Genomic DNA, 20,859 nt, shown 5'->3' with positions numbered 1-20,859 from the left:
TTAAAGGTTTAATTGCATGAAATCAAAATTAAAAAAGCTGCTAAAGCTACCCCATTTTGCAGGGAAAGCGGTGGGGCTAGTGCTGGGTTTTTTACTGGGTAGTTGGCAAGGCGCAGCATTGGGCATTATTCTTGGGCACAGTTTTGATTTTCATCGCAATAAAATTTTTGCCTTGGTGCGCCGTATCGCCAGTAAAGTCAAATTACCTAAATCAAGGGAATCCGTTTACCGTGAAACCTTGTTTATTTGTTTAGGTTACGTTGCCAAACAAAATGGTCGTATCTCACCACAAGAAATTGCTGCAACTGAAGCGCTGTTTAAACGACTAAACTTAAACACAGTGCAACGTGAAGCCGCCATTGCACAGTTTAACCAAGGTAAAATGGCCACTGATTCCATAGAAGCGCGATTAGAGCAACTACGCAAACGCTTTGCCAATAAAAAACAATACCGCTTAGATTTTATTGACCATCTAATGAATATGGCTTACGCCGGTGGGCCTGCCAGTGATAGCCAACTCAAACTTTTACACTCTTTTTTGCCGCTGTTAAACATAAGCCAAGGTGAGTTCGACCGCTTACACCAGCTAATTCGGGAGCACAAAGGTTATAGCAGTCAACAAACGTACCAACAGTCTAAAATGATTAGCAAGCCTGTGCTGTTGCAAGCTTACAAAACGCTAGGCTTAACCAAAACAGCCAGTCCTGAAGAAATCAAACTAAGCTACCGCAAGCTGATGAGCATTCATCACCCAGATAAACTCATTGCACAAGGTTTAACCGAGCGTGCTTTAGAAAAAGGTAAAGAAAAAGCGCAAGACATTCAACAAGCTTACAGTGTACTAAAAAAATCGCGCGGCTTATAAACTGCGTAACCAGCCTTCAACGCGTTGCGTTAACCAGCGGCTGTCGGTGCCATCACCACTGCTAACTGGTACTTTAACAACCATCTGAGTGGCTAAATTATTGCCTGCCCGCAAATAAGCTAATTTACGTTCGGCGGCTAAATGGGTTTGCAGCACATTTTGTCCGGCATAAATGTCTAAAATAGGACGGTTGCCTAGCTTATTGATTAACGCGGTAAAACTAGCAGAATCAGCGCCAGCAGGTGCCTCCACATAAAGCAAAATTAATGGCGAACGCTTAGCTAAATTGCCTGCAGCTAACCATGACTGTAACCAGTAAACGCTTTCACCTTGTAAAATAAGCACTTGCTGACCTTTATTGCCTAGGTGTTGTAATGCGGCGTTAAGGCGCAATTCAATTAAGGTGCGGTGCGCATTTAAAGCAATACTTGGGTCAAGGACTTCTTTTTCGACCACTGCTTCATCTTCTTCGATGTCATTGTCTAAAAATACAGCATTAGCATTAGATTCAGTTTCTTCAACCGGATTATCTGCCGCTTTTTTAAGGCTTGAATAAGACAACAAAGCACCGGGAGCCAAGGTTCTTTCTGCAATACTTGTACCCTTATAAATAGGTAAAGCAATGGATAGCGTTGTCCAGCCATATTCAGGCAAGACTTCCCTTAACGGTGCAATGCCTTGTGGCCAGTTGGGGTGTTGCCTATCACCAGGCAAGAGTAAAACCTGTCCTTTAGCCTTAGCGCTGAGTGCATTCATTTGCAAAGCAAGAAAAGTTTCTTCTTCAGCCAACGGCAAATTAACCACTTGATTAGCAGGCAGTTCAGCGACTAATGCACTTAGCATTTGCGCCATAGGGTCTGGGTTAGCACGCTCAACTTTGATCTCTTGCTCGTCTTCGTCATCAAAACCAAACGCTGGCTCAGCAGCCAAGGCTATAGGTGTCAACGAAAAGCTAGCAAAGAATAAAGAAACGCATAAAGTTGATATTTTTTTCACTGGATGCTTTTTCACTTGTTATAGTTCCTAATATTGATCTGGGTTGAGTATAAACACCCAGCCAAAGACAACCAAGCGCTGTGAAAGATGTAACAAAGCTGCACAACTAGATTGAATGCCTTAAAATATGCACAGATTCTTTTTTTTAGCTTTTTGATGCGGATAAAAAATACCATGCCTACTAAAAAACCAGATTTTATTATCGCCCCTTCTATTCTTTCTGCTAACTTTGCTTGTTTGGGTGAAGAAGTAGATAAAGTGTTAGCTGCTGGTGCAGATTGGATTCACTTTGACGTGATGGATAACCACTATGTACCCAACTTAACCATTGGGCCTATGGTATGTAAAGCGCTGCGTAATCATGGTGTTACCGCACCGATTGATGTGCATTTAATGGTTAAGCCGGTTGACCGCATGATTGGTGATTTTATTGAAGCCGGTGCGACCAGCATTACATTTCATCCTGAAGCGTCTGAGCACATTGACCGCAGCTTACAAATGATTCGTGACGGTGGTTGTAAAGCCGGTTTGGTCTTCAACCCAGCAACGCCATTAAACTTGATGGATTATGTGGTGGATCGTTTAGATATAATTCTTTTAATGAGCGTTAACCCAGGTTTTGGCGGCCAAAAATTTATTCCACAAACCCTGCAAAAACTGCGTGAAGCACGTGCCAGAATTATTGCCAGCGGCAAACCAATACATTTACAAGTTGATGGTGGTGTGGGCGTGGGCAATATTGCTGAAATTGCAGCCGCCGGTGCCGATGCGTTTGTGGCTGGTTCAGCTATTTTTGGCGCGGCTAAAGCTAGTGACCCTAACCGTTATGATTCAGTGATTAAAGCACTCAGAGATCAACTTCAAGGAATTTAAACCATGACCCCCGAACAATTTACCGCCCTAAGTGCTCAAGGCTATAACCGTATTCCGGTTAGCCGTGAAGTGCTAGCAGATTTAGACACACCGCTTTCTACTTATATGAAATTGGCGCAACAGCCCTATAGCTATTTACTTGAATCGGTGCAAGGTGGTGAAAAATGGGGGCGTTATTCCATTATTGGCCTACCTTCCAACGAACGCCTTGAAGTGCATGGCCATGATTTTAAACTGTTCCGTAACGACCAGTTAATCAGTAGCAAAACCGTTACTGACCCTTTGGCCACCATTGAAGCGTTTCAAGCGCAATATAAAGTAGCGCCCTTGCCTGATTTACCACGTTTTACCGGCGGTTTGGTTGGTTATTTTGGGCATGACACCATTCGTTACATTGAACCACGTTTAAATAATCGTGAAGCAGCAGCACGTATGGCTGACCCGCTGCAAGTACCAGACATTTTGCTGATGGTCTCTGAAGACGTGGTGGTATTTGATAATTTATCAGGCAAACTACTGCTAATTACACACGCCAATCCTGCTGAAGAGCAAGCCCTAGAAAAAGCCCAGCAAAAGTTAGAATTGCTAGAAATTAAGCTACGCACTGCCACATTAAATACCACCAGCCCCGGTACAGGGCGTGCAGCAGTTAAAGAAAGCGACTTTCAATCTGGTTTTACTGAAAGTGCGTTTAAAGCAGCGGTTGATAAAATTAAAGGCTACATTCACGCAGGTGACATTATGCAGTGCGTGGTTTCGCAGCGCATGAGTCTGCCATTTAAAGCCCAATCTTTAGAACTGTATCGTGCTTTACGAATGCTAAACCCATCGCCTTATATGTTTCATCTACACCTAGATACTTTTCAGGTCGTCGGTTCTTCGCCCGAAATTCTTGCTCGCTTAGAAGACGGTGAAGTCACCGTACGCCCCATTGCTGGTACACGCAAACGCGGCGTTACGCCTGAAGAAGATTTGGCATTAGAAAAAGAATTATTGGCAGACCCTAAAGAATTAGCCGAGCACTTGATGCTGATTGATTTAGGGCGTAATGATGTAGGCCGTATAGCACAAACCGGCAGCGTTAAAGTAACGGACAGTATGGGCATTGAGCGCTATTCGCACGTTATGCACATTGTTTCTAATGTGGTGGGTAAACTTCGCCCTGAACTGTCAGCGATTGATGTGTTACGCGCCACTTTTCCTGCCGGTACTTTGTCAGGCGCACCTAAAATTAGAGCCTTAGAAATTTTAGACGAATTAGAACCTGTTAAACGCGGTGTTTATGGCGGTGCAGTCGGTTATTTAAGCTGGTACGGTAATATGGATACCGCCATTGCCATACGCACTGCCGTTATTAAAGATGGACAGCTACACGTTCAAGCCGGTGCCGGTGTAGTGGCGGATTCTGTACCACAAATGGAATGGGAAGAAACCCTGAACAAAGGTAGAGCAGTATTTAAAGCCGTGGCTATGGCAGAACGCGGATTAGATAACCTTTAAAACACTAAGCGCCAAAAAATATCTAAGGAGCTGGCCAAGGAACTGGCCGCTTCAATATACACTTGGCGCGACAATTCATAGCGCACCACAAAGCGTGAAATTTCATCATAAACGCCCACACCATAGCTAACACTTACTTTTTCGCTAATATAACCCGAAGCCACCACGCTGGTGTCACTGCCACTGCCTTCAGCCAGTAGTTGAAAATCTTTTAAACCTACCGACTCACCCAAACGCCCCGTAATGCCCGAAGCTTGTTTTAAACCAAACGAAATCGCCGCTGCATTCAAGCTATTTTCATCTTGTTCAGTTTGTAGTGGGCGGCCTAAGATTAACCAAGACAAGGCTTGCTCATTTGCCATCGGTGGCTCAGAAAAAATTTCTGTTTCAGGACGGTCAGCTCGACCGGTCATGTGAATACCCACCGTAATGTCTTGCACCTCACGCACGGCTTCTATGTCTAAAAATGGTAGGCTAACTGGCCCAGCAAAGTTTAAACGCGCTTTACGCAGTTTTAAATCCTGCCCCCAAGACTGGAAAGTACCCTTCACCAACAGCAGCTCACCACGGGTTTGCATATTATTAGCGACCCTTAAACGGCCTTGAATTTCAGCTTCCAACCCCATAACCTCAAGCTTTAAAGGCGCTTCATTTGGCAAACTGACATTGCCTAACAGTAATTCAAGATCCAAATTCAACGCCGTGTTATTGCCTGTTACCACTTTACGACCAATCACTTGTGCATCACTAGAAGCTTTAATGGCTTGTTTAGGCAGCTGCTGCACGCTAATTAAACCGCTAGGTATTTTAATTTGCCCTGCTAACAAGCCTTTTTTTTGCTGGTAAGTAAATATTAAATCCGGTGTTACTTGTAAACTAGCATAGGGCTCAATTCGAACATTAAAAGCATTACCTTGCAATTGAATACGCGCAGCCAGCTCAGGTAGCCAATGCATTTCGCCGCTAAGCTTTCCTACCCCACCTTCACCAGTTAAAAAATCAGCATTTAGCTCTAAATGCTTACCTTGCAATAATAATTCACCGTCTAATTGCTGCAAACTAACCGGCCAATAAGTATCCGTTGCAACAACTTTTTGCAGTTGTAAATGACCCCAAACTTCGGGTGCTAATAAATGCCCACGAATTTTTCCCTGACCTACTAACTGCCCATCTAATTTATCAATATCAATAAAAGGTGCAAAAAGCTTTAGCTGTAAATGGTTTAACTGATAATGCCCTTTAAGCGCCCGCTGCTGCTGAACCGAATCCGGTTGCAAATCAAGTGTTACAGCAGTATTCAAATAACCAAGCGCCTCGCCATTTAACGTAAAATACATTGTAAGCTTTTGATCTTTTAAACTTAAACCCAAATTTAACAAGTGATAGTTTAACGCTGTCCAAGTAAAAGTTTCGTTAAGCGTATCTTCTAACTTAACCGCTAATTCACCCGGCCCACCATTTAACACTAGGCTAGCTTGCAGTTGTTGGTTACGCCATTGCCCATCAATATCGCCACCAATTTCATCAATCCAGCGCAAGTCTTCTGGCAACCAAGGGGTTAATAACTGCGTACTTAAAGTGGCTAGTTGATAACGCCATTGCACATCGTCTAAGTTTTTTAGCTGCACACCACCATCAAAGCTTAACTCCAATGGCTGATCGTCTAAAATCAAACCACTGATTAGCTTATGTTTACTCAGTAAGCCCACTAGATGCAGCCTTAAATTTTTCAGCAACAGCCGTTCAGCACCTTCATCTAAATCAATAGCCTGACCTTGCTGTAGCTGTTGACTGGTAAAAGCTAGGCTTAAACTGGGGTCTTGGTGGTTTTCTTGACCGTTATAAGTCAAAGCTAAGTCGGTTTTTTCTAGCTGTAGATTGGTATAACGCAAAAACTGCGAAGCTAGATTTAATTGAAAATGACTTTGTGTTAAAGCTTTTTGTAACGCTTCGCTGCTGACAATAGCAGGCATCTCAAAATGGCTATCTAGCTGTAAATCACCAGCTAACAAAGGCTCAACCAAGAGCGCTGCCAATTGTGGCTCAGTAATCAATTTGGGCGAAAAGGTGTGTATCAGACTAATTAAACGGGATGACAAAACGTCCAAATCGGTAATTTTAACGTCTAAGTTTGCTTGCCAACGCTCAAGGTTAAGGTCTAAATCTAACGCTAGCCAATTGGCTTTATCAAGGTAGATGCTTAGGTTTTCAATCTGAAGTTTTTCCCAGCTTAAATTTGCAGCTAAATTTAAAATCAGTGGCTGATTATTTAACTGCTGTTTAGTGTCTAACTTTAAGCGCCAACCTTTAGCTAAATCACCTTGTAAATTTAATGCGCCCTGCTGCAACTGAATAGCATCAGGTAAGCTAGCAAATTTAGGGTGTATTTTATGCAGATCTAAATTTTGCCAATTTAAACTTAATTGAATCGGCGCAGCAGGCTGTAACAGGTTAACCCAACCCTTTAAATGAATATCACTGTGCTTTTCTGCAAAAGAAGCTGAAGCAGTGGTAGCAATCAAACGGGCTTGTAAGTTTAGTTTAGAAAAATCACCGGATAGATTAACTTTAATGGGCGCTTCACTTAATTCACTGGTTAATTTAAGGTTTAAAGGCCAGTTCTTTTCAGTCATTAGCCAACCACTTAAATGCGCTTTAGTGCTTATACCACCCAGTAAAAAAGGACTTTGTACTTGTAAATTTTTTAAATCAATCCGTGTGGCTTGCCAAGTAACCGCCAGTTGTAAATGACTTAACTGCTGCTGGTCATTTAACTTCAGATCACCAATGACCAAATTATTAACCTCTATGCCCTGCAAAAAAGCCAACTCTAATAAATCCAAATGCGGCAACTCAATCGCAGGAAGGTGCAAACTCGCCCAGTCAATAGGCAATGGTGCAGCTTTAGGGGGTGTAGCCGTTTTAATATGCACGGCTGTTAGCTGTAAATCATTGAAACAAACCTTGCGCTCTAACAAGCAACGCGGCTGCCAATCAAATACTAAGCCTTGTATTTTCAGGCTTAAATTTGGGCTTTGCCATTGCACATTTTTGGCTTGCCATTTACCTAATAACTGACCTTGAAAACCACTCAGGGTTAAGCCTGGTACTTGCTGCAACAACCATTGTCCACCCAGTGAAGTAAAAAACAACCAACCAATAATTAAGATCACACTTAATGTAATAAAACTTAAAGCTGAGCTAAACCAAAAAAGGAATAACTGTGTTATACATTTTGTTATAACTAATAGCAGCCGTATCATAGGCTTAACCTAATCATAACTCTGGCCCCATCGAAAAATGCAGCTGCCAGCCACCTTGTAATTCATCTAAGCCTTTAGCAATGTCTAAACGTAAAGCACCCACCGGAGAAATCCAGCGCACCCCAATGCCTAAACCTATTTTTGGTGCTTTTAGTTCATAACGCTTAGACGTAGCATCACCGGCATCAACAAAAGTCGCTAAACGCCAAGTTGGGGTTAAGCTATATTGATATTCAACACTACTCGCTAATAAGTAATGCCCACCTAACGGACGACCGGATTCACTTTTAGGTGCTAGCTCTTGGTAAGGATAACCACGCACACTTTGATCGCCACCAGCAAAAAAGCGCATAGAAACCGGCGTACGAGAAAAGTCTTCCGTGGATAAAAATCCTAGCTGCATTCGTGCCAACAACCGATGACTATCAAAAACAGTGTATAGCCCACGCGCAAAAGCGGTGACTTGTAATAGATTAATATCGGCTAATAATTCTTTACGACCCGCATTCACTTCAAGCTGTAAACGGTAACCCTGTGAAGGGTCAATGCGTTGATTAGTCTTTAAACGCCCATAACTAATACCCGGTAGCGTTAACCAAGTCGAATCTTCATCTTCACCCACTTGGAACTTTTCTTGCCGACCTTTCAACGATAACACCCTATCCCAACCACTGGCTTGACGGTGATGCCATTGAACACCCAAGCTAAAACGCTGACTGGCTTGGTCATCAAAATGTTCATCTTCTATTGCAGTGGTAAAACGTAATTTATCGGTCATAGGTGGCGTTAACGGCAGCTGATACCAAGCACTCACCGCTTTACGAGGTAAAGAAAGTTCACTGTCTACACCACGACTATGACCTTGATTATTTAACCAATACTGCGTCCAACTAGCACTAATTCTTGGGCCTATATCCGTTGAATAACCCAAACCTAAATCTAAGCTGTGTGGTTTACGCATCCGCAACAAAACCTCAACAGGTACGTGTAATTGCGTATCAGCTTGCTGTTCACGAATATCAACCAGCACTTCGTTAAAGTAACCACTAGCTCGCAATTCACGGCTTAGTTCGCTGAGTTGGTCGGCATCAAACCAGTCACCTTGTTTAAAACGGACGAATTTTCTTAATAAAGCGTCGGTTAATTCACCTTGCTGATCAAAATTCACTTCACCAAAACGGTAACGCGGCCCTGATTCAAAATGCAAAACAATGTCTGCAGTGCCAGCTTTAGGGTCAATCGTTAGCGTATTTTGAGTAAATTCAGCTGCAAAATAACCGTAGTTAATGGCTTGCTCTGAAAAATGTTGTTTAGCGCCATCATAAGCAGAATGGCTTAACACTTGCCCTGTTGCTAATTTTTCATCAACAGGTAGGGTAAAACTTAATTGTTCTTGAGCAGGCCCGCTCAGTTTTAAACTCACGGTTTTTAAATGCACTGGTTCACCTAGCGCAAGGTTAACCACTAGCTGAGCAGGATTACCGTCAAGCACTTCTAGGTTAATTTGGTAGCGGTAATAACCTAAAGCTTCTACAGCTTGAATAATTTGCCCGCGTGCATAACGGGCATAGCGGCGCATTTCACTGGCATTGCGCGGCTCTATTTCACCTAAATAAGCATCAATATTTTTACGCACCGCAGCAACATTAGGTTTTAATTGCAACACTAAGGCGGCTGGCTTTTTTTCTGCAGCCAGCGTCTGAATAGAATAAAAGAAGGTTAGTAATAAGAAAAAAAGCAGTAAATAACTTTTCATCAGTTGATTAATGGGCAGAAAAACGCACCTCATAACCGGCATATTTGCGTAGGTTAATCACACCAGTATCCAATAATAAATACTGACCTTTAATGCCTAATAGCTGACCAGTGACTGTTGGTATTTTATCTAAATTAAGCGATTTAACTTTAATTGGGTATTCCAGCACTGGGTATTCAAAAATAACGGGCTGCAAAGCCAGTATTTCAAATTCTAGGTTACTTATTTCTTTAAGCTGCGGCTGATAGTCGGCTAAAACTTGCTGTGCTTCTTGTACTAGATCCAAGTCTTCAACGTCATTTTTTAGCATCCGCTGCCAAGCGGTTTTGTCTTTAATCGTTTGCCTCAAGGTTGTTTCAATTAAACCTGAAGCCAAACGGTTAGTAACTTTTAGCAAAGGTAAAGCAGCAATCGCCCCTTGATCCATCCAGCGCGTTGGGTTATTGGTTTCACGTGTAATGCCCACTTTTAAGCCAGTTGTACTGGCAAGGTAAATTAGGTGCGGTTTAAAACAATGCGCTTCGCCCCACCTAGGTTCACGGCAAGTACCTAAATGGTAATGGCAAGCTTCTGGCTTAATCATGCAAGTATCGCACTGAGCCAGCATTTTAAAACACGGATAGCAATAACCTTGCGAAAAACTTTTATTGGTTTTACGTTCGCAATGAACGCAGTAAATATTGCCGCTGAACTCAAGACTGACTGTTTTTCCTAAACAAGGATTCAAAGCTAGGCTTTGCAAACCACCTACACCGTCGGCTAGCTTTAATTCATAGCTAATGGGCGTGGTGTGTTGAGTAGCCATCTTGCGTAGGCGACCCGTTAAACTAATCATTTTAAGCCCAGCATTTAATTATTCCTGCCCTAAAATACGTACTGGCTGTTCTTTAGCACCGTCTGCAACCGGCTTTTTCTTTTTAGGTTCTATATAACCCACACGCTGATTATCTGGAATATTGCTTTGTGCTTCATAACGCAACACAGCTTCCATGCTAATTTCACGCTGCTCAGGCGTTAATACCAAGCCATTGGGCCAGCGACCAAGTTCAACCCCTTGCTTTAAAGCGGTGTAAATTTCAGGGCTCATTTTTTCGATCATATCTATAAAAGTCATACTGCTTTCCTATTGTCTACTTTCTATTTTTAGATACTGGTTTTTTTAGACGCTTTTTTCTTAAACCAAGGTAAGAGTGCAAAAGCCAATCCTGCTAACAAGCCACCCAAATGTGCTTCATTAGCCATATTCAAACCCAATAAAGAACGCGAAAAATCGGTCATACCTAACAACATCCAGCCCAGCATAAAAATAACCAAACCATTATTAATTGCCAAACCTTGCTGCGGGTGAAGCTTACTCCAAAGCCAAATGTAACCTAAGTAACCATATACAACACCCGATAGGCCGCCAAACTGACTGGAATCATTGATTAAAAACTGTGCTGAATTAGAGATTAAAGCCGTAAACAAAATCAATAAAACAAGTTTAACCTGCCCTTGGTTTCTTTCAATCATTTCACCTAAAATCCAAATCCAGAGCGCATTAAATACTAGATGCATTATGCCAAAATGCAGAAATATAGGCGTAATTAATCGCCACCACTGTCCAGAGGACAAAGTAGTACTCAGCGGCAAACTAACCAATTGATTATCAACAAACTCCATTGGCGTAAAAGAAATCAGCAAAAAAACTATCGCGCCAAAAACCCATTCAAACGCAGCCGTTATTAAACAGGCTAAAAGCAATACCAGCACTGTAACCGGCACTTTTTTAATACGAAAAATCAAAGCGTTAGGATTATTAGTGGCTGGCACCGTGCTGCGACCGGCCTGCCAATCATCTAAGGCTTGTTGAACTAAAGGTAATTGCCCCACGTCCAGCAGCCAAAACACATGATTACCTTGTTCGTCAGGCAAAATACGATGCCCAAGCTTTGCTTTCCACAAGTGGCGTGAAAGCGGCATGGGGTCTTGTTCGGCAGGTAAACTAAGTAGTTTTAACATAAAAAATGGCTCTATAAAAAATGGCGGCGTTTCTTAGTATAAAGAAACCGCCGCCAAAGCAGGACTATCATGAGGAAACTACAAAGATTAAGACGTAGCATCGGCATTTAAGTTCCCGTGTATTTCAAATTTTGTGTTAAATTTTTTGGATATCTTCTGCGGTCATTTCTGCACGCAGTTCTTCTAACGGTGGATATTCATCTTTTTGTACTTCAACCCAAACAAACTTTTCAGCACTTAATCTTGCCTCACCATCAAAACGGTAAGCCACTAAACGGCCATATTTTACAGCACTGTAGTCTAAACAAGCGAGGTTAGAGCGAATCACCGAAGGAAAACCTTGGCACCAATAATGCCCAAAAAATAAAGGCTTATCTTCAGGTGGGTAATAACATAAATGCCGCTGGTCTTGTTCAGAAATTAAAGTTGCTTCAGCTTCAGGACTTAAACGGTCTGGCTGAAAAAGCACATCGCCCCAAGTACGCGGTTGCTCTACCCAATAAGACGTGCGAAAGCGGTCACGAATAAAACCATCGTCACTCTTTTGAGTTTGCCCTTCGGGTAAACGTAACCAAGTACCGCGCGTGCAACGGTCAATGATTTTAAATGCATCAGTGCCGACTATTGCTGAAGCCTGTAAAAATTCGGGGGTCATTTTGCCATCGGGGTATTGCTCAAAAAAACGCGGCATTAAAGCGTTATCCCAACAAGCATGAACCACCCGCAGGGTTTCTAAATCAAGCGCCAGCGGTAACGTCATAAACCAATTCAAAAAATCTTGCCACTCATTCGGCCAAGGTTCGAATTGATCTAGCGTTTCTTGAATAACACGCTGATGCCTTACAGAATGAGAACGTAATGGCTGACCTGCCATGTTCAACGTAGAATAAGCCAAAGCATTGTATTCGTGATTCCCCAGCACCATGTGCGCCGTACCTGCTTCAATCATCGCCCTAACATCGTGCAACGCTTGTCGGACCCTTGGACCTCGGTCAAGAATATCACCCACAAAGATGACTTGCCGTCCAGCCGGGTGTCGCCATGCCTCTAGTTTAAGTGCGCCCGATTGACGTGAATACCCCATAAGTTCTAGTAAACGCCGCAGCGTGTTACCACAACCATGTACATCACCGATCAGGTCAAAACCTTGCATAAACTTTCCATTTAAAATGTTGCTTTATCAATAGTTGCTTTGCTGCGAATTCCAACCCAGCTTGGTACGGCAAATTTCATAAAAATCATGCCCCAACGGGTGAATGAGTTTTAATTTTTGCGGTTTTTTACGGATATAAAGCACATCCCCAGGTTTAGTCACCAAATGCGTTTGTCCATCGCAAGAAACGTGTGGATAGGTTTCATTGCTACCACTGATAAATATTTTTATTTCGCTGCTGCCATCAACCACAATAGGGCGACTAGAAAGAGTGTGCGGAAACATAGGCACTAACACCAACGCATCCAACTTAGGGTGCATAATCGGGCCACCACCGGACAAAGCATAGGCTGTTGAACCCGTTGGTGTGGCAACAATCAGCCCATCAGAACGCTGGTTATAAACAAATTGACCTTCAATATACAAATCAAACTCAATCATCCGTGCTGACTTACCAGGGTGCAAAACCACATCATTCAAGCCATCCGCACTGCCTATCAACTCACCTTCACGGTAAATTTCAGCATCCAGCAGAAAACGCTTTTCTGACGTGTATTTGCCTTCTAATACTGACCCTACTTTTTCTTCAATTTCATCGGGTAAAATATCCGTTAAAAAACCTAATCGACCACGGTTAATACCCAGCACTGGCACGCCAGTTTTAGCCATCGCACGTGCTGCGCCCAGCAGACTGCCATCACCGCCAACAACGATAACTAGATCACAAATTTCAGCCAGCATTTTTAAATCAGCTTCTTGAAAACCATGACCCAACATAATGCCAGCCGTACGTTCTTCAACAATAACGTGATAATTACGTTCAGCCAAAAAGCGCATCAGGCGTTTAAGTGTTTCCACAACTTTATTGCTACCTAAACGCCCAATTAAGCCTATATTACGAAATACAGGTTTTTTCATGGTAATTTATAACCTACGCCTAGAGTAAAACCATCCAGCTGCATATCCGCTGTATCTAAATAAACCATGTATTCCAAATCAATGTAAAAGCGTGGGTTAATTTTAATTTCTGTACCAATACCGTAACCCATTTCAAACTCGCTTTGGCTTCCTTCAGGTGCTTTTAAAGAGGCAGAAGCCAGACCTAACTTGGCATAGGGGCTGAAAAGATCAAAAGGTAAAATAAATTTCCCATAAACGCCAAACAAACGGTCCAACGAAATGCCTGTTGCAGAGTCTTCACCACCAACCGCAAAATGCCCTTCAATACCAACAAAAGTATTCAGCTGTTGACCAAAACGTATTTTTATACCGTCAGCGCTTGAATCATCGGAAGACCAATGATGTAAGCCACCACTCACATAGCTATGAACTTCACTGTAATCATCAGCAGCATATAACTGGCCAGCAGCAGGTAATAATAAACAACCGACTAAAGCAGTGGGTAACCAGCGAACCATTAATACTCTCCTTGGCTTATCTATAAAATCTTTAATGCCCGATTAAACACTTAAAAAGCCTTGATTGCTAGCCTAGGCTTTACCCAACGTTCATTGATTAGCAAAGCTAAAAGAATGATTAACCCACCAGCAATTAATCTAAGCCAATCAACCTCACGGTTCCAGATTAATAAATTAACCAACAAACCAGCCGGTACTAAGGTATTATTCATAATTGCCAAAGTACCCGCATCCACCAGTGTTGCACCTTTATTCCATAAAAAATAACCTACGCCAGAAGCCACTAAACCCAGCCATAACAAGACAATCCATTGCGTAGAACTACTTGGCAAGCGTTGCCAATCACCAAATAACAGCATACCTAGCGCTGCAACCAACAAAGCACCCAGATAAAAATAACCAAACACATCACGGTGGCGCAGGGTTGATACCGCCATTTGTAAATGCGCCATCAAATGCTTGTAAGCCACTTGCGACAAGCCAAAACAAAGATTAGCGGCTTGCACCAATAAAAAGCCCACAAAAAAATCGGTACTAATGTGATTAAAGCGAATAATACCCGCACCTATAACGGCTAAACTCGCTGTTAACAAATACCAAAGCGTAAAACGCCCTTGCAGCAAATCATTGGTCAGCGTGATGTAAATAGGCGTAAAAATAGTAAACAGCACCACCTCTGGCACACTTAAATAACTAAAAGATTGGTACAAACACAGGTACATAACGCCCAATTGAAAACCACCAATCAGCATTAATTGCATGGCTAATTTTAAAGGAATACGCGCAAACTTTAGTAAAGGCACAAACACTAAACTCGCCAGCAGCGTGCGAGTTAACACGGCAAAATAGGCATCAACACTGGCGGATAAATACACCCCGATTAAGCTAAACGAAAAAGCCCATAAAAACGTCACACCCCATAAATAGATCACACTGGTTAACCTTTTTTAATTTTAAAGTTGACCAATTATAGAAAGCCTTGAGCCGAGTAGCTAGCAGCTTCTTATATGCGTTTTTGTTAAACTAATATGAATAAAGTAATTAATTAACCGGAGTTAAACCATGATTTTAGACGTTGATATTGCCATTTTAGGCGCAGGTACAGCGGGTATGAGTGCATTTAATGCCGCCAATAAAGTCACTGACTCAATCGTTATGCTAGAAGGCGGCGCTTACGGTACTACCTGTGCGCGGGTAGGTTGTATGCCCAGCAAACTATTAATTGCAGCGGCAGAAAGCGCCCATCAAATGCAGTTAGCGCCAGCATTTGGAATTCAACTTAATAATGGCTATAAGGTTGATGGCAAGGCAGTTATGCAGCGGGTGAAATCGGAGCGTGACCGTTTTGTAAGCTTTGTATTACAAGATATAGAGCAAATACCTGCTCAGCAGCGCATTGATGAACAAGCTAAGTTTATAGATGCCAACACCTTAGAAACCAGCAGCGGTCAAAAAATTCGAGCGCGTAATATAATTATTGCCACGGGTTCACGCCCGGTGATTCCCACCCAGCTTGAAGCCGCTGGCGACCGCTTAATCGTGAATGATGATGTGTTTGATTGGGACGACTTACCTGAATCTGTAGCCGTTTTTGGTCCGGGTGTTATCGGTTTAGAAATCAGCCAAGCCCTAAGCCGTTTAGGTGTGCGTTTACGTTTATTTGGGCGTGGCGATGGTGTTGGCCCCTTGCAAGACCCAGAAATTAAAGCCTTGGCACTTAAAACTTTTAACCAAGAATTTCCGTTAATGGCTGGTAATAAAGTTAATTCAATTAGCCGCACTGCTGCAGGCGTTGAAATTACTTTCGTTAATAACGAAGGCTACGAAATCACTGAAATATTTGATTATTTATTAGCCGCAACAGGACGTAAAGCCAACCTAGATAAGATTAATATTCAAGCAGCAGGCTTAAAGCTAAACGAACGCCAACAACCAGAATTCAGCCCTGAAACGTCCCAATGCGTTAATGCCGATGGCAGCCCTTCACCTATTTTTATTGCCGGTGATGTAGCCGGTTTTAGACCACTGCTGCATGAAGCCAATGATGAAGGCTTTATCGCCGGTAGCAACGCTGCCCGTTGGCCTGATTTTCAGCCTACACCGCGCCGCACGCCTTTAGCAGTGGTGTTTAGCGAGCCACAAATTGCTTTAGCAGGCGAATCTTTAGCACAAATTAAACAGCGTTTAGGCGATGATGGCGTGGTGGTGGGCAGTATGAACTTCAGCAAACAAGGCCGTGCGCGTGTTATGCAGCAAAACCAAGGCATGATGAAAGTTTACGCCTGTAAAAAAACCGGCCAGCTTTTAGGTACAGAAATTTTTGGCCCAAGAGCCGAGCATCTCGTTCATCTCTTGGCTTGGAGTATTCAACAAAAACTCACCATTAAAGCAATACTTGCTCTACCTTTTTATCATCCTGTAGTAGAAGAAGGCATTAGAACTGCCTTACGCTCAGCAGCAGCGCAATTAAAAAAACAGCCATAATTGGCTATTATTAACCACCTGCTGCAACAAGAAAATCCCGTTATTTTGACTTGTTGCAGCCATTGAAACTAGCTAAGATGCGCCCAATATCTATAGTCCTACTATGGCTATCAACTTTTGCTACCAACTTCTCTAATCATCTAAGGTCAATGCCCTGTGACACTTAACCTAACCGACTATCTAAAAGGCCTACAAAGTGCTGCAAACCAAGGCCTATTTAATGCCATGCGTCGTGGCATTGAAAAAGAAACCCTGCGTACCACGCCAACAGGGAAAATAAGCCAAACCAATCACCCTAAAGCTTTGGGGTCGGCATTAACCCACCCACACATCACCACCGATTATTCTGAAGCCCTATTAGAGTTTATTACGCCCGTTAGCGCCAGCCGTGAAGCCTCCTTAGCGTTTTTATTAGACTTGCACCGCTTTAGCTTGGCACGTTTAGAAGAACACGAGCTGCTTTGGCCAGCCAGTATGCCTTGTGAACTTGAAGGTAACGACAGCGTGCGAATTGCAGAATACGGCACTTCCAACGTCGGTTTTATGAAGCACGTTTATCGCCGTGGTTTAGATACGCGTTACGGGCGCATTATGCAAAGCATTGCCGGTATTCACTACAATGTGTCTTTTCCCGATGAGTTATGGCCTTTATTAGCAGAAATTGAAGGCTTGCCTTTAGAAGCAGCCAATAAAGACTGGCGTTCAGCAAAGTATTTTAGCCTTATTCGTAATTTCCGCCGCCATTCTTGGTTGTTGATGTACCTATTTGGCGCCAGCCCAGCTTTAGATGTGAGTTTTTTAAAGGGTAATAATAAGCACCCTTTAAAGCAATTAGCCGCAGGCACTTGGGGCGAACCCACCGCTACTAGCTTGCGTATGTCGGATTTAGGCTATCAAAATAAGGTACAAGGCACATTAAGCATTTGCTTTAACTCCTTAGATAACTACATTAACACCCTACAAAATGCGATAGATAAACCCTATCCAGACTATGCTGCAATCGGCACTAAGGTTAATGGCGCATACCGTCAATTAAATACCGGCATATTGCAAATAGAAAACGAGTATTACAGTGATATTCGGCCTAAGCGTGTGATGCACAGCGGCCAAAAACCCAATGAAGCCTTGCGTGAAGATGGCGTTGAATACATTGAAGTGCGCTGTTTGGATATCAACCCCTTTTTAGCCGGTGGTATTGATGTAGCGCAGATGTATTTCTTAGATGCTTTCTTGTTGTTCTGCTTGCTTGAACCTAGCCCACAGCTCAATGAAGCTGACTGTAAAAATATCAATGTCAACTTAAAAAAGACCGTTAATTTTGGTCGCAATACCAAGCAGCTTATTAATGACCAGCCTTTACAGCAGCAAGCCAGTGAATTACTTCAGCGTTTACAGCCCGTTTGCCAGCTATTAGATAGCAGCACTGAAACAACGCCTTTTTGCGATGCACTTAAGCAGCAACAAGCCAAGGTAGACGATATTAGTCTAACGCCTTCGGCACAAATGCTTAAGCTAGTCGAAGAGTGTGACGGTTATGTGCCAGCAGTGTTAAAGCTTGCCAAAGCACAGCGTGAACAGCTGCTTGCCAGCCCTATTAATAAGGCAAGAGAAACTTTGTTTATGGAACTTAGCAGTAGCTCAATTAAACAGCAACAAGCAATAGAAGCTGCAGATAGCATCGACTTCGATACTTATCTACAGCAGTATTTTGCTAGCTAGCTACAAACTAATTGCTAGTTTATAACCTTGTTCAATGGCTCGCCGAGCATCTAGCTCGGCGGCTAATTCTGCACCACCAATCAAATGAACCTTCTTACCGGCTGCTTCTAGTTCGGTAAATAGCTGCTTGACTGATTCCTGCCCTGTGCATAAAACCACGTTATCTACCACTAAACATTGCGTTTCACCGGCTACTTTAAGATGCAGGCCTTGGTCGTCAACGCCTAGGTATTCACAGCCAGTCATCATTTCAACCTGATAGGTTTTTAACGAGGCGCGGTGAATCCAACCGGTTGTTTTACCCAAACCCTTGCCAGGCTTACTGGTTTTACGCTGTAAAAGGTAAACTTTTCGCTCGGGCGTTGGCGGTTTGGGCGTAACTAAACCACCGGCTTGCTTAACGTCTAAATCGACACCCCACTCTTGCATAAACTCTGCGGTAGTCTGGCCTTGATCCCCTGCCGGCGATTGCACTAATAACTCAGACACATCAAAACCTATGCCACCTGCACCTAACACAGCGACTTTTTTACCGATAGCCGTAGGATTTTGAATCGCTTCTACATAGGTTTTAACTTTAGGATGATTAACCCCAGCCAACTCCGGCATTCTAGGGATAACACCCGTTGCAACGACAACTTCATCAAAATCAGCTAGTAATTCAGGCGTAGCAGGTGTGTTTAGCTTTAAAGTAACGTCAGTTTTGGCGAGTAAATGCGTAAAATAACGCAGTGTTTCATTAAACTCTTCTTTACCAGGAATTTTTCTGGCTAAATTAAACTGCCCACCAATAACGGCAGCCGTTTCAAATAAAGTAACGTGATGCCCACGCTTTGCTGCTTGTGTTGCACAAGATAAACCTGCCATACCCGCGCCGACTACCGCGATTTTTTTAGGCTGCTGCGTCGGTAAAGATTGCATCAGCGTTTCATGGCAAGCACGTGGATTCACTAAACAAGAAGTCAGTTTGCCGACAAAAATTTGATCTAAACAAGCCTGGTTACAGGCAATGCAAGTATTAATCAAATCACTTTGCCCTGCTGCTGCCTTAGACACCCATTCTGGATCGGCTAAAAACGGACGCGCCATAGAAACCATATCAGCATGACCGGCTGCTAAAACGTCTTCAGCCGTTTCTGGCATATTAATGCGGTTAGTCGTAATTAACGGAATCGAGACTTCTTTTTTCATCCGCTGCGTCACTTGCGTAAAAGCCGCGCGTGGCACGCTAGTCGCAATGGTCGGTACACGTGCCTCATGCCAACCAATACCCGTATTAATTAAAGTTGCACCAGCCGCTTCTATCGCCTTAGCTAACTGCACTATTTCTTGCCAACTGCTACCTTCTTCAACTAAATCCAACATCGACAAACGAAAAATAATAATAAAGGCTTCACCTACAGCTTCTCGTACCCGGCGCACCGACTCAATCGCAAAACGAATTCGGTTTTCATAGCGACCGCCCCACTCATCTTGACGTTGGTTAGTCCTAAGAGAAATAAATTGATTAATGAGATAACCTTCACTGCCCATGACTTCAACACCATCGTAACCAGCCACTTTTGCAAGTTTAGCGCTGTTAACATAATCAATTAGCTGCTGTTCAATTTCTTCAGTGGTTAGTTCATGTGGTGTAAAAGGGTTAATCGGTGCTTTAATTGCTGAAGGTGCCACTAATTTATTAGAATAAGCATAACGACCCGTATGCAGAATCTGCATACAAATTTTACCACCCGCGTGATGTACTGCTTCAGTAACAATACGATGTTCGGCTGCTTCTTCCGGCGTGGTCATCATGGCAGAACCTTGAAAAACCACACCCTGCTCATTAGGCGCTATGCCGCCGGTAACAATTAAAGCCACGCCAGCAGCGGCACGTTCTGCATAAAAAGCAGCAAGGCGTTCAAAACCACCCTTAGTCTCTTCTAGGTTAGTGTGCATAGAACCCATTAAAATACGGTTCTTGAGGGTAGTGAAACCTAAATCTAAAGGTTGAAAAATATGCGGGTAGGTTGAATTACTCACGGCAAGCTCCTAATTAACTTTTTTATTATGGATGCCCTAGTTTTGTTAAGTCCTAGCAAACTGTCAAGCGTTCGTTTTAAACACCAAATTTAATAAATGACAAAAACAAAAAAACCGCAGCAGATTGCGGCGGTTATTTGTATGTCTAACTAAAAACTTAATCTTAATGGTGGGCGGTACTGGGTTCGAACCAGTGACCCCCAGCTTGTAAGGCTGGTGCTCTCCCAACTGAGCTAACCGCCCATTTTAATTAAGTCATTAGGAAATGGCGGACCGAACGGGACTCGAACCCGTGACCTCCGACGTGACAGGCCGGCATTCTAACCAGCTGAACTACCGGTCCACATAGTTTCCTAAATCAATTAAAGCTTTGTTTGTTAAGTGGCGGACCGAACGGGACTCGAACCCGTGACCTCCGACGTGACAGGCCGGCATTCTAACCAGCTGAACTACCGGTCCACATAAATAACAGACAAACTTCATCATAAGGTTTCTATTTATTACACTATTCGAGTAGTAATAAATGGTGGGCGGTACTGGGTTCGAACCAGTGACCCCCAGCTTGTAAGGCTGGTGCTCTCCCAACTGAGCTAACCGCCCTTCCTGATGACGAAGCGAATTCTACCGTTTTATAATGCCGTGTCAAACGTTTTTTTAGTTTATTTTAAGAATTTGTGAAAATAGTTAAAAATCTCACTTAACGCTGTATTAATCGCACGGCATATTTGCCAAATAAAAAAAGCCGTCAATAGCACCTAATACCTTCGTCTAAGCGGCTTTTTGTCGCAGATCTGCAAGCTGCTGTT

Annotated in this window: 16 protein-coding genes and 4 tRNA genes; 5 read left to right on the top strand and 15 right to left on the bottom strand. The window is 43.1% G+C overall.

Annotated elements, in window-relative coordinates:
* The first annotated feature begins 16 nt into the window (after positions 1 to 16).
* A complete protein-coding gene (gene djlA, locus VJY63_RS03360) occupies positions 17 to 865 on the top strand; it encodes a co-chaperone DjlA (RefSeq protein WP_324048323.1) in 849 nt (282 codons plus the stop codon).
* Here djlA and VJY63_RS03355 read toward each other — a convergent pair.
* Positions 860 to 1,876 (bottom strand): DUF3530 family protein, encoded by a 1,017-nt coding sequence (locus VJY63_RS03355; RefSeq protein ID WP_324048322.1) that lies wholly within the window; start codon positions 1,874 to 1,876, stop codon positions 860 to 862. The two genes, djlA and VJY63_RS03355, sit on opposite strands and share 6 nt — an antisense overlap.
* Before the next feature lie 159 nt (positions 1,877 to 2,035).
* Here VJY63_RS03355 and rpe point away from each other — a divergent pair, with 159 nt between their 5' ends.
* Positions 2,036 to 2,734 (top strand): ribulose-phosphate 3-epimerase, encoded by a 699-nt coding sequence (gene rpe, locus VJY63_RS03350; RefSeq protein ID WP_324048321.1) that lies wholly within the window; start codon positions 2,036 to 2,038, stop codon positions 2,732 to 2,734.
* A gap of 3 nt (positions 2,735 to 2,737) precedes the next feature.
* Positions 2,738 to 4,234: an anthranilate synthase component I gene (gene trpE / locus VJY63_RS03345; protein WP_324048320.1), complete on the top strand. Its 1,497-nt coding sequence runs from the start codon at positions 2,738 to 2,740 to the stop codon at positions 4,232 to 4,234.
* Here the strand turns inward: trpE and VJY63_RS03340 are convergent.
* From VJY63_RS03340 to VJY63_RS03300, 9 genes are all read right to left on the bottom strand, one after another.
* Entirely contained in the window at positions 4,231 to 7,407 is a 3,177-nt protein-coding gene (locus VJY63_RS03340) for a translocation/assembly module TamB domain-containing protein (RefSeq protein ID WP_324048319.1), read from the bottom strand. The genes trpE and VJY63_RS03340 overlap by 4 nt on opposite strands.
* Before the next feature lie 103 nt (positions 7,408 to 7,510).
* Complete coding sequence (locus VJY63_RS03335) at positions 7,511 to 9,286, bottom strand: autotransporter assembly complex family protein (RefSeq protein ID WP_324048318.1); 1,776 nt, start codon at positions 9,284 to 9,286, stop codon at positions 7,511 to 7,513.
* On the bottom strand, positions 9,261 to 10,088 hold the full coding sequence (locus VJY63_RS03330) for a DUF2797 domain-containing protein (RefSeq protein WP_324048317.1): 828 nt from the start codon (positions 10,086 to 10,088) through the stop codon (positions 9,261 to 9,263). The genes VJY63_RS03335 and VJY63_RS03330 overlap by 26 nt, the downstream gene beginning before the upstream one ends.
* A gap of 18 nt (positions 10,089 to 10,106) precedes the next feature.
* Positions 10,107 to 10,367, bottom strand: coding sequence for a YeaC family protein (locus VJY63_RS03325; protein ID WP_324048316.1), 261 nt, complete (start codon positions 10,365 to 10,367; stop codon positions 10,107 to 10,109).
* A 29-nt stretch (positions 10,368 to 10,396) separates the two neighbouring features.
* Positions 10,397 to 11,254 carry a rhomboid family intramembrane serine protease gene (locus VJY63_RS03320; protein WP_324048315.1) on the bottom strand — a complete coding sequence of 286 codons (858 nt, stop codon included), beginning with the start codon at positions 11,252 to 11,254 and terminating at the stop codon, positions 10,397 to 10,399.
* Positions 11,255 to 11,390: 136 nt separating this feature from the next.
* The gene (locus VJY63_RS03315) at positions 11,391 to 12,407 is read right to left on the bottom strand and encodes a metallophosphoesterase (protein WP_324048314.1); all 1,017 of its coding nucleotides are present in this window, start codon (positions 12,405 to 12,407) and stop codon (positions 11,391 to 11,393) included.
* A 27-nt stretch (positions 12,408 to 12,434) separates the two neighbouring features.
* Positions 12,435 to 13,325: an NAD(+) kinase gene (locus tag VJY63_RS03310; protein WP_324048312.1), complete on the bottom strand. Its 891-nt coding sequence runs from the start codon at positions 13,323 to 13,325 to the stop codon at positions 12,435 to 12,437.
* The gene (locus VJY63_RS03305; protein WP_324048311.1) at positions 13,322 to 13,825 is read right to left on the bottom strand and encodes a porin family protein; all 504 of its coding nucleotides are present in this window, start codon (positions 13,823 to 13,825) and stop codon (positions 13,322 to 13,324) included. The genes VJY63_RS03310 and VJY63_RS03305 overlap by 4 nt, the downstream gene beginning before the upstream one ends.
* Positions 13,826 to 13,875: 50 nt before the next feature.
* Positions 13,876 to 14,757, bottom strand: a complete 882-nt coding sequence (locus VJY63_RS03300; RefSeq protein ID WP_324048310.1) for an EamA family transporter — start codon at positions 14,755 to 14,757, stop codon at positions 13,876 to 13,878.
* 130 nt (positions 14,758 to 14,887) lie between these two features.
* Here VJY63_RS03300 and VJY63_RS03295 point away from each other — a divergent pair, with 130 nt between their 5' ends.
* Entirely contained in the window at positions 14,888 to 16,309 is a 1,422-nt protein-coding gene (locus VJY63_RS03295; RefSeq protein ID WP_324048309.1) for a dihydrolipoyl dehydrogenase, read from the top strand.
* Positions 16,310 to 16,465: 156 nt separating this feature from the next.
* Positions 16,466 to 18,028 carry a glutamate--cysteine ligase gene (gshA, locus tag VJY63_RS03290; protein ID WP_324048308.1) on the top strand — a complete coding sequence of 521 codons (1,563 nt, stop codon included), beginning with the start codon at positions 16,466 to 16,468 and terminating at the stop codon, positions 18,026 to 18,028.
* On the opposite strand, the gene VJY63_RS03285 is transcribed toward gshA, so the two are convergent.
* From VJY63_RS03285 to VJY63_RS03265, 5 genes are all read right to left on the bottom strand, one after another.
* Positions 18,029 to 20,053, bottom strand: a complete 2,025-nt coding sequence (locus tag VJY63_RS03285) for an NADPH-dependent 2,4-dienoyl-CoA reductase (RefSeq protein WP_324048307.1) — start codon at positions 20,051 to 20,053, stop codon at positions 18,029 to 18,031. It lies immediately after the preceding gene.
* A gap of 167 nt (positions 20,054 to 20,220) precedes the next feature.
* A tRNA-Val gene (locus VJY63_RS03280) sits at positions 20,221 to 20,296 on the bottom strand.
* Positions 20,297 to 20,319: 23 nt separating this feature from the next.
* Positions 20,320 to 20,396, bottom strand: a tRNA-Asp gene (locus VJY63_RS03275).
* 39 nt (positions 20,397 to 20,435) lie between these two features.
* Positions 20,436 to 20,512: transfer RNA gene (locus VJY63_RS03270), tRNA-Asp, on the bottom strand.
* 65 nt (positions 20,513 to 20,577) lie between these two features.
* Positions 20,578 to 20,653, bottom strand: a tRNA-Val gene (locus tag VJY63_RS03265).
* Between the last annotated feature and the right edge of the window lie 206 nt (positions 20,654 to 20,859).

Origin of the sequence: Marinospirillum sp. (genome assembly GCF_035271045.1) — a bacterium.
Classification (GTDB): domain Bacteria; phylum Pseudomonadota; class Gammaproteobacteria; order Pseudomonadales; family Halomonadaceae; genus Marinospirillum.
The sequence above is the reverse complement of the archived record's forward strand: the minus strand, read 5'-3'. Positions and strand labels throughout refer to the sequence as shown.